This window comes from Gordonia sp. NPDC057258 (assembly GCF_042668985.1).
Classification (GTDB): domain Bacteria; phylum Actinomycetota; class Actinomycetes; order Mycobacteriales; family Mycobacteriaceae; genus Gordonia; species Gordonia hongkongensis.
Window position 1 is genome coordinate 17,424 of the sequence record NZ_JBHUXZ010000026.1, and the last position, 14,738, is coordinate 32,161.

The window sequence follows — 14,738 nt, forward strand, 5'->3', positions numbered from 1 at the left end:
CGCGCCCGGGCCGCCGGTCAGCGTACTGATCTGAGCAGCGCGGGCAGGCCGACCGCGGCGGGCACCCGCAGGCTGTGGGTCACCACGTCGGACAGCGCCGACGGCGCCGGGTTGAACTCGATGACCGGGATGCCCGCGCGCACCGCTCGCTCCGGCAACGCGGCTGCCGGGTAGACGATCCCGCTGGTACCCACGACGAGCACCACCTCCGCCGCGCGAAACGCCTGATCTGCACGCTGCCAATCCGATTCGGGAAGCGCTTCGCCGAACCAGACGATGCCGGGCCGCACGACACCACCGCAGCGCGGGCAGGTGGGCGGGTCGACGCGTGGGTCGTCCGCCGGCGTCGCATCGGGGCGGTCAGCGGTGTCGGGATATGCGCCGGGGCCGTCGTACGGGGTGCCGCAGACCGAACACCGGGGGGCGAACAGGCTGCCGTGCAGATGGCTGACGACGTCGCTGCCCGCCCGCTCGTGAAGATCGTCGACATTCTGCGTCACGACCATGACGGTGCGCGAGGTGGCGAGCTCGGCGAGTGCGAGGTGGCCGGCATTCGGCTGCGCGGCAAGCACTTCGCGAGCGCGCCACCGGTACCACCCCCAGACCAGGGCCGGGTCGCGCGCCCACGCCTCGGGGGTGGCGAGTTCGGCGGGGTCGAACTTCTCCCACAACCCGGTCTGGGCGTCCCGGAAGGTCGCGATCCCGCTCTCGGCCGACATGCCTGCGCCGCTGAACACCGTGATCCACTCCGCGCGACGCACGAGGTCGGCGACCGCGTCCGGAATCGGTTCCCCGGAGTCCGGGTCCGGTGTCCCGGCGAGGGTCATCCGGCGGACCCGATGCAGGCGCGTACCAGGGCGGCGGTCTCGTCGGGGTCGGGATCGCGGCGGACCAGGAAGCCCTTGGCGAAGCTGAGCTTGTCGCCGTCGTGCCGTGGCACGACGTGCAGATGGGTGTGGAAGACGGTCTGGAAGGCCGCGCGGCCGTCGTTCAGTGCCAGGTTCACGCCGTCGGCCGACATCGGTCCGGTCTTCATCGCGGTGGCCAGTCGCTGGCCGGCGCGGAAGAGCGAGGCGCCGATCGCCGGGTCCAGGTCGTCGAGCCCGGACGAATGGACGCGCGGCACGAGGAGGGTGTGTCCGCGGGTGACGGGGCGGATGTCGAGGAAACCGAGCACGTCGTCGTCGGAGTACACGATGCGCCCGGGGGATGTGCCGTCGACGATGCCGCAGAAGATGCAACTGCTCATATGCGCGACTCTAGGGCACCGGGGTCGGCGGGCACCCCGGGTCGTGACGCGCGGCCGTGCTCCACATCACATCACGTTTTAATAACGGTTGACCGAGCGGATGCTCGGCCGTTGGCGTACCCCTGGGTATGTTGCCTGGCCTGGCGGTTTTCCGACCCTTCCCATGGCGGTTGGCACGGTGGCCCAAGTTACCCGCGGGGTTACTCGTCGGTATACCCGTAGGTCACCGACAAACATGAGGGTTCCCTCACTTTCGTGTGTCATCATAGGAGTCACGTTCACGCCGACACCGGCTCCCCATGAGTCGGTGCTCGTCAATGTTGTTGTGCAGCAGGCGTGTTCCTTTGTAGTACCAGCTAGCTCGACCCGGCAGTGTCGCCTCGGCGGCCGGTTGTGCGCGCGACGTCGACGAGACCGTTCACGGCAGCGCACGCCATACGCCGCTGCTGACAGCGTTTCTCGCGGCCACAGCGACCGCGCACCCGCCGCCCGCACAACACCCACAGACATCTACCGCACCGCACCTACGCACTCCGCAAATCCACACTCTGAGACCGACCACCACAGAGGAGTATCCGTGACCGTCGACCAGTTCCGCTCCGGCTCGCAGGGCGCCGCCAACGCAGAACGCCCCACCGCCACGCTCATCGAGCGACTCACGCAGGGCGAGCCCTACGCGATCAGCTTCGGCGGGCAGGGCGGCGCATGGCTGCCCACGCTGACCGAGCTGGTCGTCGACGCCGACCTCGAACACCGGGTCGCCACGATCGTCGATTCCGCCGAACGGCTCGTCGAGCCGGTCGCCGACGAACTCGTCGTGGCACGTGTGTCCGGGTTCCACCCCCTCACCTGGGTCCACGCCCACGACGCGGGAGACGACGTCCCCGCCGAGGCCACTCTCGCCGACTTCACCCTCTCCGGCCCGGGCGTCCTGCTCACCCAGCTCGCCGCTGTGGAAGCCCTCCGCAAACAGGGTCTGGACACTGCCGCGCTGCCGCCGAACGCGGTGGTCGGGCATTCCCAGGGGTCGCTGGCCACCGATGCGGTCGGTGCCGACGGTCGGGTCGCGGAATCCGGCCAGGGTCTGTTGCTGGCGGTTGCGCACCTCATCGGTGCAGCCGGTTCGCTGACCGCGCGCCGCCGCGGGCTGGGCGTCACCACCGACGGCACGCCGATGCTCGCCCTGACCAACATCAGCCCGGCTCGCGTCGACGAGATCCTGGCGCAGTACCGCGACGGCCTGCCCGAGAGCGATCTGACGACGGCGCCGGTCGTCGCCATCAGGAACAGCCGTACCGCGGTGGTGCTGTCCGGTGCGCCGCGGCACCTCGCCGCCTTCGCCGCCCTCTGCGAGCGGATCGCCGCGACCGAGGCCGATGAGCGTAAGCGCAAGGTCACCGGTGGGGCACCCTTCGCGCCGAAGTTCGACCACCTGCAGGTGTCGGTCGCCTTCCATCACCCGGCGATGGCCGAGGCCGTCGAACTGGTCGGCCAGTGGGCCGATCGGTGCGGCATCGACCGCGATCTCGCCACCCGCCACGCCCACGACATCCTCGTCGGGCACGTCGACTGGGTCGCGTCGGTCGACGCGATCGTCACCGGTGGCGCCAAGTGGGTCCTGGACTTCGGACCCGGAGACATCGCCACCCGCCTCACCGCCTCACTCGTCCGCGGACAGGGCGTCGGACTGGTTCCGGCCGCCCTGCGCGTCGGACAGCGCAACCTGTTCAGCCCGGGTGGCGTCCCCGAGGTCGCCACGCCGTGGTCTCAGTTCGCGCCGACCCTCGTCGAACTGCCCGACGGGCGCACCGTCGTCGAGACCTCCTTCACCCGCCTCACGGGACGTTCGCCGATGCTGCTCGCCGGCATGACGCCGACGACCGTCGACCCGGCCATCGTCGCCGCCGCGGCCAACGCCGGACACTGGGCCGAGCTGGCCGGTGGCGGTCAGGTCACCGAGGAGATCTTCGCGCGCAACATCGCCACGCTCACCGATCTGCTCGAGCCGGGACGCGAGGCGCAGTTCAACGCGCTGTTCCTCGACCCCTACCTGTGGAAGCTGCAGCTCGGCGGCAAGCGCATCGTGCAGAAGGCCCGCGCGCAGGGAGCCCCGCTCGACGGCGTCATCGTCTCGGCGGGCATACCCGAACTCGAGGACGCGGTCGCGCTCGTCGACGAGTTCGTCGAGGCCGGACTCCGGTTCGTCGCCTTCAAACCCGGCACCGTGGAGCAGATCCGGTCCGTCGTGCGCATCGCGGCCGAGGTTCCGCATCACCCGATCATCGTGCAGATCGAGGGCGGCCGCGCCGGTGGCCACCACTCGTGGGAAGACCTCGACGACCTGCTGCTCGCGACCTACGGCGAGCTCCGCGCCCGCCCGAACGTCGTGATCTGCGTCGGCGGTGGCATCGGCACGCCCGAGCGCGCCAGTGAATACCTCACCGGCAGCTGGTCGGCCGGCTACGGCTACCCGACGATGCCGCTCGACGGCATCCTCATCGGCACCGCCGCCATGGCGGCCAAGGAAGCGACGACGACCCCCGAGGTCAAGCAGCTCCTCGTCGACACCGCCGGCATCGACGAGTGGATCGGTGCCGGTCACGCCACCGCCGGAATGGCCTCCGGCCGTTCGCAGCTCGGCGCCGACATCCACGAGGTCGACAACACCGCGTCGCGCTGCGGCCGGTTGCTCGACGAGGTCGCCGGTGACGCCGACGCCGTGGCCGCCCGCCGCGACGAGATCATCGCCGCGATGGCCGACACCGCGAAGCCGTACTTCGGCGACGTCGCCACCATGACCTACCGCGAGTGGCTCGACCGGTACGCCGCGCTGGCCGTCGGTGACGCTCGGGGCGAGCAGGCCCCGTGGGCCGACATCACCTGGCAGCAGCGCTTCGTGGAGATGCTGCAGCGCACCGAGGCGCGCATGCACCCGCAGGACTCCGGGCCCATCCCGACGATGTTCGCCGAGGTCACCGCCGCCGCCGATGCGTATGCCGCAATCGACGCGCTCGGCAGCGTGTACCCCGAGATCGACACCGACATCCTGCATCCCGCGGACGTCGCGTTCTTCCTGGAGCTGTGCCGCACCCCGGGCAAGCCCGTCAACTTCGTGCCGGTGATCGACAAGGACGTACGCCGCTGGTGGCGCAGTGACTCCCTGTGGCAGGCCCACGATCCGCGCTACGGCGCCGACGCGGTCTGCGTCATCCCGGGGCCGGTCGCCGTCGCGGGCATCACCCGCGTCGACGAGCCCGTGGGTGAACTGCTCGATCGGTTCGAGGCCCGTGTCGCGTCCGATCTGCAGGCCTCCGGGGAGCGCCCGGTCGCCGTCGCCTCCCGGCACCGGGCCGGGCTGGCCGAGGAAGCCGGCGTGCTGACCTCGGTGCTGGAGTCCGACGACGTCAGCTGGGCCGGCCGGATCGTGGCGAGCCCGATCGCGCTGCTCGGCGATCGCGACGCCTGGACCGTGGTCGGACCCGAGCGGGCCGAACACGCCGTCAGCGGCGCCGTCCTGGAGCAGGTCTCCGCCGACTCCGACGCCACCCGTTTCGACCTCGTCGTCCCCATCTCGGGCGCTTCCGTGCGTATCCCGCTGCTGGCCGGCGAGAGCCTGCGCGACGGTGGTTCGCCGCTGGTGGGCCTCGACGACGCGTCGACCGCGATGCGCGAGATCCTTACCGTGGCCGCCGGCGGCAGCCTGGCCGAGGTGACCGATGGCGTGTCGGTCACGACCGTCTCCTGGCAGCCGGACTCGGTCGCCGATCACGCTGCGGTGACCGGGTTCTCCCTGCCGCCGCACCTGCGTCCGACCACCCCGACCGACCCGTTCGGTTTCGCCGTGCCCGACACCCTGGTCGGCGCGTGCTGGCCGAGCGTGTTCAGCGTCATCGGCGCCGCCCGCACCGATTCCGGTGACCCGGTCGTCGAGGGTCTGCTCGACCTGGTCCACCTCGATCACGCGATCGCGCTGACCGGGGAGATCCCCGCGACCGCAGCCGAACTGACCGTCACCGCACGGACCGGCGCGGTCCGGGATGCCGACGTCGGTCGTGTCGTCGAGGTCACGGTGGAGATCGCCGGACCAGCCGGCCCGATCGCGACGCTCGAGGAGCGTTTCGCGATCCGTGGGCGTCTGGGCGCCGCCGAGCTCACCGACCCGGCCCGGGCCGGCGGTGCACCCGCCGCCGAGCAGTCGGCCACCCGCAAGCTGCTCCGGACGGCCACCATCACCGCGCCGAACCGGATGACCGGTTTCGCCGTCGTGTCCGGTGACCGCAACCCCATCCACACCGACGCCGCAGCCGCGAAGCTGGCCGGTCTCGGCGACCCGATCGTCCACGGGATGTGGCTGTCGGCCGCCGCGCAGCAGGTCGTCACCGCGACCGACGCGAAGAATCCGACGCCATCGCCTCGTCCGCTGATCGGCTGGACCGCACGCTATCTCGGCATGGTCCGGCTCGGCGACCGCATCTCGGTGCGCGTCGACCGCGTGGGTCTCGACAACGGCCGCGAGGTCGTCGAGGTCAGCGCCAAGGTCGGCGACAACCTCGTGATGAGCGCGACCGGTCTGCTCGCCGCGCCGCGGACCGTCTACGCGTTCCCCGGCCAGGGCATCCAGAGCAAGGGCATGGGACTCGACGCCCGCTCGCGGTCGAAGGCCGCCCGCAAGATCTGGGATCGTGCCGACAAGCACACCCGTGCGGCGCTGGGCTTCTCGATCCTCGCCGTGGTCCGCGACAACCCGACGACGCTCGTCGCCAACGGGACCACCTACAACCACCCCGACGGCGTGCTGTACCTGACGCAGTTCACCCAGGTCGCCATGGCGACGCTCGGTGTCGCGCAGATCGCCGAGCTCAAGGAGTCCGGTGGCTTCGTCGAGGGTGCCATCACGTGTGGTCACTCGGTCGGTGAGTACAACGCGCTCGCCGCATGTGCCGGCGTCCTCCCGCTCGAGGCCGTCCTCGAAGTCGTGTTCCAGCGCGGCGAGGCCATGCACCACCTCGTCCCGCGAGATGAGCAGGGGCGCAGTGACTATCGCATGGCGGCCATCCGGCCGAGCCAGTTCGGTCTGGCCGACGCCGAGGTCACCGACTTCGTGTCCGGCGTGGGCGCCGCGGGCGGCGAGTTCCTGGAGGTCGTCAACCTCAACCTCCTCGGCTCGCAGTACGCGATCGCCGGCACGGTTCGCGGTCTCGAACTGCTCGAGGCCGAGATCGACCGGCGGCGTGCGGAGTTCGGGGGCAAGCGCGCGTTCATCCTGATCCCGGGCATCGACGTCCCGTTCCACTCGAGCGTGCTGCGCGCCGGGGTCCCGGAATTCCGCGGCAAGCTCGCCGAGCTGCTGCCCGCCGACATCGACATCGACATCCTGATCGGCCGCTACATCCCCAACCTGGTGCCGCGCCTGTTCAACCTCGGACGCGACTTCGTCGAGGAGATCGCGGCGCTGGTGCCGTCGGATCCGCTGAACGAGGTCCTCGCCGACTGGGACGCCTGGGAGGCGACCCCGAGCGAACTGGCCCGGGTGATCCTGATCGAGCTGCTCGCCTGGCAGTTCGCCAGCCCGGTGCGGTGGATCGAGACCCAGGAACTGCTGTTCAGCGGTCCCGAGCGGAACGGGCTGGGAGTCCAGCGCTTCGTCGAGATCGGTCTGAAGGGCGCCCCGACGCTGTCGGGTCTGGCCACCAACACCCTCAAGCTCGACGACTACGCCGCGGCCACCACCGAGGTGCTCAACGTCGAGCGCGACACCGACACGATCCTGGCCAAGGACGCCGGGCACGAGCCCGACGAGGACGAGCTCGACGTTCCCGCAGCGGCCGAGACGTCGGCGGCGGACGCGGCTCCGGCCGCCGCGGCGGCGCCCGCGCCTGCTGCTCCCGCGGCACCGGCGGCACCAGCCGGCGGCCCGCGTCCCGACGACATCGCGTTCACGCCGTCGGATGCGGTGAAGTCCGTGATCGCGCTGTGGACCAAGATGCGCGTCGACCAGATCGGGTCCGCGGACACGATCGAGGCGCTCTGCGACGGTGTGTCGTCGCGTCGTAACCAGCTGCTCCTCGACATCGGCGGCGAGCTCGGACTCGGCGCCATCGACGGTGCCGCCGAAGCCGACATGACCGCGCTGTCGTCGACCGTGGAGACCCTCGCCCGTGGCTACCGGCCGCTGGGTGCGGTGCTCACCGATGCGGTCAGCGACCAGGTCCGCAAGGTGCTCGGCCCGCTGGGCAAGCGCCAGAACTACATCACCGACCGCGTGTCGGGTGTCTGGCAGCTGGGTCCGGGGTGGGGTCTGCACACCACCGTCGCGCTGGCGTTGGGCACCAGGGACGGCGCGTCCGTCCGCGGCGAGGCGCTGGGCAATCTGCTCGACGGCCCGCTGACGGACACCGATTCACTCGACACCCTCATCGACAAGGCCGTGTCCGCGGTGGGTGCGGTCAAGGGCATCCCGGTCGGCAAGCCGGCCGCCGAATCCGGTGGTGGCGCAACGGTCGACGCCGCGGCGCTGGGAGAGTTCACCGAGCAGATCACCGGCCGGTCCGGCGCGCTGGCCTCGGCCGCGTACACCCTGCTGGACAAGCTCGGACTCGCCGAGGTCGCCGATCTCGCCGAGGCCGTGGCCGACCCGAACGCCGAGCTCGCCGAGCTGGTCAGCGCCGAACTCGGGTCGGACTGGGCCCGTACGGTGGCGCCGGCCTTCGACGCGGCCAAGGTCGTCCTCATCGACGACCGGTGGGCAACCGCCCGTGAGGATCTCGTCCGACTCTGGCTGACCGACGAGCAGGACCTCGACGCCGACTTCGACACCATCGTCGGCGGGTTCGCCGGAGCCGGTGACACCGTCGCCGACCACGCCACCTGGTGGCAGGGCAAGGCCCTCGCGAACGGAAACGCCGTGCACGGCCGCATCTTCGGCGCGATCGCGCACGCTGCGGAGAATCCCGAGAAGGGTGCCTACAGCCGCGAGATCGCCGTGGTGACCGGTGCGAGCAAGGGTTCGATCGCCGCCGGCGTGGTCGCCGGGCTGCTGGCCGGTGGCGCGACCGTGATCGCCACGACGTCGCGCCTGAACTCCGACCGTCTCGCCTTCTACAAGAAGCTGTACCGCGAGAACGCCCGGGCCGGTGCCGCGCTGTGGATTGCTCCCGCGAACATGGCGTCGTACGCCGATGTCGACGACCTCGTCGGCTGGATCGCGGGGGAGCAGACGGAGAACCTCGGTGGCACAACGGCAGTGGTGAAGCCGGCGATGAAGCCGACGCTGCTGTTCCCGTTCGCCGCACCGCGGGTCGCCGGTGATCTCACCGACGCCGGTGGTCGCGCCGAGCTGGAGATGAAGGTGCTCCTCTGGTCGGTGGAGCGGCTCATCGGCGGTCTCGCCGACGTCCATTCCGATCACGACATCGCCGCCCGCGTGCACGTCGTGTTGCCCGGTTCGCCGAACCGCGGCATGTTCGGCGGCGACGGTGCCTACGGCGAGAGCAAGGCCTCGCTCGACGCACTCGTACAGCGCTGGTCGGCCGAGGAGTCCTGGGGTTCCAAGACGACGCTCGCCCACGCCCTGATCGGCTGGGTGCGCGGCACCGGGCTGATGGGTCACAACGACGGGATGGTCGACGCGGTCGAGGCGGCGGGTGTGCGCACCTGGAGCACCGACGAGATGGCGGCGAACCTGCTCACCCTGTGCCGCCCCGAGCAGCGGTCGGCCGCGGTGAGTGCGCCGATCCTGGCCGACTTCACCGGCGGCCTGGACAGCTCGACCGACCTCAAGGCGCTCGCGGCCACCGCGGCGGCGGCCGCCGAGGAGTCCGCGGACACCGACGAGGTGTCGGCGACGACCGTCGCGGCGCTGCCGGCACCGGCGCGCGCCCCGAAGGCGATGCGTCCGCAGTGGCCGTCGATCGACGCCCGACCCGAGGACCTCGTGGTCATCGTGGGTGCCGGCGAGCTCGGCCCGTTCGGTTCGGCCCGCACCCGCTTCGAGATGGAGGTCGACGAGAAGCTTTCGGCCGCAGGCGTTCTCGAGCTCGCCTGGAACACCGGACTGGTGCACTGGGATTCGGCGCCGAAGCCGGGCTGGTACGACACCGCGTCCGGAGACCCGGTGCCGGAGAGCGAGATCGCCGAGCGGTACCACGACGAGGTCGTCGCCCGCTGCGGTATCCGCCGCTACGCCGACGACGGGGCGATGGTCGACAACACCTCGCCGCTGCTGACCTCGGTCTTCGTCGACGAGGACCTGACCTTCACGGTCAACTCCGAGGCCGAGGCGCGAGCATTCGCCAGTGCCAACCCGGAGAAGACCCGGGTCACGCAGAACGCCGACGGCGACTGGCAGGTCACCCGGTTGGCGGGCACCGAGATCCGCGTTCCGCGCCAGTTCGCGCTGACCCGGACCGTGGGCGGTCAGATCCCGACCGGTTTCGACCCGACCCGCTGGGGCGTCAGCCCCGACATGGTCGAGTCGATCGACCGGGTCGCCCTGTGGAACCTGGTGGCCACGGTCGACGCCTTCCTGTCGTCGGGCTTCACGCCGAGCGAACTGATGCGCTGGGTGCACCCCGGTCTGGTCGCCAACACGCAGGGCACCGGTATGGGCGGCATGACCTCCATGCGCGACCTGTACATCAACACCCTGCTGGGCGAGGCCAACGCCAACGACATCCTGCAGGAGGCCCTGCCGAACATCGTGGCGGCACACGTGGTCCAGTCGTATGTCGGTAGCTACGGCGCGATGATCCACCCGGTGGCGGCATGTGCGACCGCAGCTGTGTCGGTCGAGGAGGGCGTCGACAAGATCCGCCTCGGCAAGGCGCTGTTCGCGGTGGCGGGCGGCTTCGACGACCTGGGTATCGAGGGCATCGTCGGCTTCGGCGCGATGTCGGCGACCGCCGACTCGGCGAAGATGACCGCGCGCGGCATCGACGATCGCCGGTTCTCGCGTGCCAACGATCGCCGACGCGGCGGGTTCGTCGAGTCGGCCGGCGGCGGCACGATCCTGCTCGCCCGCGGCGATGTCGCGGCCGAGATGGGTCTGCCGGTGCTCGGTGTGGTCGCGTGGGCGCAGAGCTTCGGCGACGGTGTGCACACCTCGATCCCGGCTCCGGGTCTCGGTGCCCTGGGCGCGGCTCGCGGGTCGCTGTCCTCGCCGCTGGCACGTGCGCTCGGTTCGCTCGGCGTCAGCGCCGACGACGTGGCGGTCGTGTCCAAGCACGACACCTCCACCAAGGCGAACGATCCGAACGAGTCCGAACTGCACGAGCGGCTCGCGGCGGCCATCGGCCGCGGCAAGGGCGCACCGCTGTTCGTGGTGTCGCAGAAGTCGCTGACCGGTCATGCCAAGGGTGGCGCGGCGGCCTTCCAGCTCATCGGTCTGTGCCAGATCCTGCGTGACGGCGTGATCCCGCCCAACCGCAGCCTCGACTGTGTCGACGACAAGATGGCCGAGTACCCGCACCTGGTCTGGCCGCGGGAGACCCTCCAGCTCGGCGAGCGGTTCCCGCTCAAGGCGGGTCTGCTGACCAGCCTCGGCTTCGGTCACGTGTCCGGACTGATCGCGGTGGTGCACCCGGAGGCGTTCATCGCCTCGCTGAACCCGGAGGAGCGCGACGCCTACCGTCAGCGCGCCGACGAGCGGACCCGCCTGGGCAGTCAGCGCTTCCTGCAGTCGATCTGCGGTGGCGAGCCTGCCTACCAGCGTCCGCCGAACCGTCGCTTCGACGAGTCGGTCGACGAGCACGACGCCGAGGCGGGCATGCTCCTCGATCCGCAGACCCGTCTGGACGGCGCCGACGTCTACGTCGCCGGTGAGCCGGTGGCGGGTGGTCGGTGACACCCGGTGAGGCGAATGGCGCGAGCGACTACCAAGGGATGAGCGTTCTCGGTGTGGGAATCGACATCGTGTCGATCCCGGAGTTCGGCGAGCAGCTCCGGCAGCCGGGTACGACGTTCGCCGACCGGTTCACGGTCGGCGAGCGTCGGGACTCGGCCGCCGGGACCGGCGACGACGCCCGGCATCTGGCCGCCCGCTGGGCGGCCAAGGAGGCGGTCGTGAAGGCGTGGTCGGTGAGCCGCTTCTCGCGGTCGCCGCTGTTGCCGCTGATCCGGCACAGCGACATCGAGGTCGTGACCGACACGTGGGGCCGTCCGGCCATCCGTCTGTCGGGCGAGATCGGCGAGCATCTGCGCGACACGACCGTGCATGTGTCGCTGACCCACGACGGGGACACCGCTGCGGCGGTGGCCATCCTCGAGGGCAGGTAGCCCCGCGCGGCTCTCAGACCGTCGTCGACTCCTCGAGCAGCAGATAGCCGGCGAGCATCCGCTTGAGTTCGGCGACGGTCTCGTCGTGGTCGTGGCCGTCCTGTACGGAGAAGCTCAGGAGCGAGTAGGCCGTGTGGACGAGCACCTGGGACATCATCTCGCGGCGTTCGCGCTGCGACGGCGTGAGCGGCGCGATGATCCGCGCGACCTGTTCGGCGAGCACCCGTTCGTTCAGCGACGCCGTGGCGCGGGTCGCCGGTGTCGACTGGACGGCCAGCCACACCGCCCGCCGCGACGGGTCGGTGCGCCACAGGGCCGCCAGGTGATCGAGGAACTTCTCGAGCAGGCTGGGCCACTCCAGGGACGGCACCTCCGAGGAAAACGCCGTGAGTTCCTCGCGGACGTCGACGGTGTCCTGGCGGTCCAGCTCGCACACGATGACGTACTTGTTCGCGAAGTACTGATAGAGCGTGCCGATGGGGACCTCGGCCCGGGTCGCGATCTCCTCACAGGTCAGCGATTCGAACCCGACGTCGATCAACAGCTCGCGTGCTGCTTCGAGCATCGCCTGGAACTTGCGCTTGCTGCGTTCCTGAGTGGGCCGCTTGCGCGGCACCAGCGGTTCGGCGGACTCGGGCATCGGGGCCGGCTCAGACGGACAGGTCGCGGCGCAGCTTGGCGACGTGTCCGGTGGCCCGGACGTTGTACTGCGCGAGTTCGATCGTGCCGTCGGCGTCGACCAGGAACGTCGACCGGATGACGCCGGTGACGGTCTTGCCGTACATCTTCTTCTCCCCGAATGCGCCCCACTCGGTGAGCACCTTCTTCTCCGGGTCGCTGAGCAACGGGAACGTCAGGCCCTCGGCCTCGACGAACTTCGCCAGCTTCGCGGGCTTGTCGGGGGAGATGCCGAGGACCGCGATCCCGGCCTCGTTCAGCTCGCCGAGGTTGTCGCGGAAATCGCACGCCTGCTTGGTGCACCCCGGGGTGGCCGCTGCGGGATAGAAGTAGACGACGACCTTGCGGCCGGCGTAGTCCGACAACGAGACCGGGTCGCCGTTCGCGTCGGGCAGCGTGAACGACGGCGCCGTGTCGCCCACGGACAGTCGGGTGGTGGTCTCAGCCATGAGAGCCAGGCTAGTGCATGGCGACATGCCCGGATGCCGGGATGTCGTAGCATCGAGTCGCTGCCATCTGGCGGTTCGTCCCCGGCGCCGAGAGGTCGTGCGGCGGCCGGGAAGTGAGAAGACCAACGAGAAGCGCCGGAAGGATGCAACGTGGCCGGAGATACCGAACGTATCGAGCAGGACATCGCCAAGGCCCGTGAGGACCTCGCCAGCACGCTCGACGCGCTGGCCGAGCGCGCCAACCCCCAGCGGCTCGCCGACGACGCCAAGTCGAAGGCTCTCGCGACACTGCAGACGCCTGCGGTGAAGTACGCACTCGCCGGGGTCGGCGCCCTGGTCCTGCTCGTCGTCGTCCGCAAGGTCGCCTCGCGATGACCCGCTGATCCAGCAATCGGCGGCGCGACCTCGTCCGCACGGGCCCGTCGAACGGCAGAAGCCACTCCGACCAGGCGATTTCACTTCTGCCGCGGGGGTCCTGTAAGGTTCCATCTCGCACCGCCAAGCGCCATTAGCTCAATTGGCAGAGCAGCTGACTCTTAATCAGCGGGTTCGGGGTTCGAGTCCCTGATGGCGCACAGAGTACTCAAGACGCCTCGCATCGAGCGAGGCGTCTTGTGGCGTCTCAGACGGTTTCGACCGCGGCCGGTGGTCGATGAACGGCAGATGAACGTTCGGCGTTTCGGGTGCGCAACACGCCGCTCGAATGGATGACGGCCGAAGCGTTCGGTCCGATCTCTCGTACACTGGTCCGCGACATCGGGGTTCGGAATGTCCGTTTCGGATTCGGGGTGTGCAGTGTTCTCAAGGTTGCGGGGCAGCGTGACCGACCGGTTCGGGGTCGGGGCGTCGACAGGCGGGAGTGAGATGGGGATCGGTCGTACTCGGCGGATGCCGCTGATCATCAGCGGTGTGATGTTGGCAATCGTCGCGCTGGTGACGTCGTGCACGCAGGAGGCGTCGTACTCCGACAACGTCAGCAGTTCGAGTCTCTTCGACGATCTGCTCAAGCCGGGTCTCGAGATCACCGAGTGGGCCGAACGTCCCCTGAACGACAACGCCGTCGGCGTGCAGCCGGGTGCGCCCATCAAGGTGAAGACCAGTGAGGGCACCATCAGCCGGGTGCTGATCAAGAAGTCCGACGGCACCCCCGTCAAGGGCACCCTCGCCGACAACGACACGGTGTGGGTCAGCAACGAGGCCCTCGGCTACAACCGCACCTACACCCTGGAGACCGACGCGGTGGGCATCGGTGGTGCGGTCACCAAGAAGGTCACCTTCACCACGAGCAGCCCCAACAACCTGACGCAGGCGTATCTGACACCGAGCCCCGGCGAGACCGTCGGTATCGGACAGCCGGTCGCGGTGAAGTTCGACGAGCCGATCGCGGATCGTCGTGCGGCGCAGCGCGCCATCCGGATCACCACCGACCCTCCGGTCGAAGGGGCCTTCTACTGGATCAGCCCGAGCGAGGTCCGGTGGCGGCCGGCGGAGTACTGGAAGCCGGGCACCAAGGTGCGGGTCGCGGTCAACACCTACGGCATCGACCTGGGTGACGGACTCTTCGGCCAGGAGAACGTGCGGACCAACTTCACCGTCGGACGCTCGATGATCGTCACGGCCGACGACAACACCAAGCAGGTCGTCTTCGAACGCGACGGCAAGGTCATCCGGACCATGCCGACGTCGATGGGCAAGGCCGGCGACGAGACCGACAACGGCATCTACCTGGTCTCGGACAAGCACGACCACATCATCATGGACTCGTCGACCTACGGCGTGCCGGTCAATTCGTCGAACGGTTACCGCACCCCGGTCGACTACGCGACCCGGATGTCCTACAGCGGCATCTTCTTCCACTCCGCACCATGGTCGGTGTGGGCGCAGGGCAACACCAATACGAGTCACGGCTGCCTGAACCTGAGTCCGGAGAACGCTCTCTGGGTCATGGAGAACACCCTCCGCGGCGACCCGGTCATCGTGAAGAACACCACGGGCGGAACATTGTCGGGCACCGATGGTCTCGGCGACTGGAACATCCCATGGTCGGTGTGGCGCAAGGGCAACGCCGACAACGCCTGACGCTCAGCACG

8 protein-coding genes and 1 tRNA gene are annotated in these 14,738 nt (G+C 69.8%); 5 read left to right on the forward strand and 4 right to left on the reverse strand.

What is annotated here, in order from left to right:
- Positions 1-17: 17 nt before the first annotated feature.
- Together ACFUEJ_RS17175 and ACFUEJ_RS17180 are read right to left on the reverse strand one after the other, a co-directional pair.
- Positions 18-827, reverse strand: a complete 810-nt coding sequence (locus ACFUEJ_RS17175) for an NAD-dependent deacylase (protein ID WP_101818623.1) — start codon at positions 825-827, stop codon at positions 18-20.
- The gene (locus tag ACFUEJ_RS17180) at positions 824-1,249 is read right to left on the reverse strand and encodes an HIT family protein (protein WP_064571485.1); all 426 of its coding nucleotides are present in this window, start codon (positions 1,247-1,249) and stop codon (positions 824-826) included. Before ACFUEJ_RS17180 ends, ACFUEJ_RS17175 begins: the two co-directional genes overlap by 4 nt.
- Before the next feature lie 577 nt (positions 1,250-1,826).
- On the opposite strand from ACFUEJ_RS17180, the gene ACFUEJ_RS17185 reads away from it, so the two are divergent.
- Together ACFUEJ_RS17185 and ACFUEJ_RS17190 are read left to right on the forward strand one after the other, a co-directional pair.
- Positions 1,827-11,090, forward strand: coding sequence for a fatty acid synthase subunit beta domain-containing protein (locus tag ACFUEJ_RS17185; RefSeq protein WP_388030792.1), 9,264 nt, complete (start codon positions 1,827-1,829; stop codon positions 11,088-11,090).
- A 38-nt stretch (positions 11,091-11,128) separates the two neighbouring features.
- Positions 11,129-11,521 carry a holo-ACP synthase gene (locus ACFUEJ_RS17190; RefSeq protein WP_055474732.1) on the forward strand — a complete coding sequence of 131 codons (393 nt, stop codon included), beginning with the start codon at positions 11,129-11,131 and terminating at the stop codon, positions 11,519-11,521.
- 13 nt (positions 11,522-11,534) lie between these two features.
- Here the strand turns inward: ACFUEJ_RS17190 and ACFUEJ_RS17195 are convergent, their stop codons facing one another.
- Both ACFUEJ_RS17195 and bcp read right to left on the reverse strand, forming a co-directional pair.
- Positions 11,535-12,161: a TetR family transcriptional regulator gene (locus tag ACFUEJ_RS17195; RefSeq protein ID WP_055474733.1), complete on the reverse strand. Its 627-nt coding sequence runs from the start codon at positions 12,159-12,161 to the stop codon at positions 11,535-11,537.
- Between the two features lie 10 nt (positions 12,162-12,171).
- The gene (bcp, locus tag ACFUEJ_RS17200; RefSeq protein ID WP_055474734.1) at positions 12,172-12,648 is read right to left on the reverse strand and encodes a thioredoxin-dependent thiol peroxidase; all 477 of its coding nucleotides are present in this window, start codon (positions 12,646-12,648) and stop codon (positions 12,172-12,174) included.
- Positions 12,649-12,798: 150 nt separating this feature from the next.
- Here bcp and ACFUEJ_RS17205 point away from each other — a divergent pair, with 150 nt between their 5' ends.
- The 3 genes from ACFUEJ_RS17205 (at position 12,799) to ACFUEJ_RS17215 (ending at position 14,727) form a co-directional block, all read left to right on the forward strand.
- Entirely contained in the window at positions 12,799-13,023 is a 225-nt protein-coding gene (locus ACFUEJ_RS17205) for a DUF3618 domain-containing protein (protein ID WP_058250014.1), read from the forward strand.
- A gap of 127 nt (positions 13,024-13,150) precedes the next feature.
- Positions 13,151-13,223 (forward strand) — tRNA-Lys (locus ACFUEJ_RS17210).
- 313 nt (positions 13,224-13,536) lie between these two features.
- On the forward strand, positions 13,537-14,727 hold the full coding sequence (locus tag ACFUEJ_RS17215) for an Ig-like domain-containing protein (RefSeq protein WP_058250283.1): 1,191 nt from the start codon (positions 13,537-13,539) through the stop codon (positions 14,725-14,727).
- The last annotated feature ends 11 nt before the right edge of the window (positions 14,728-14,738 follow it).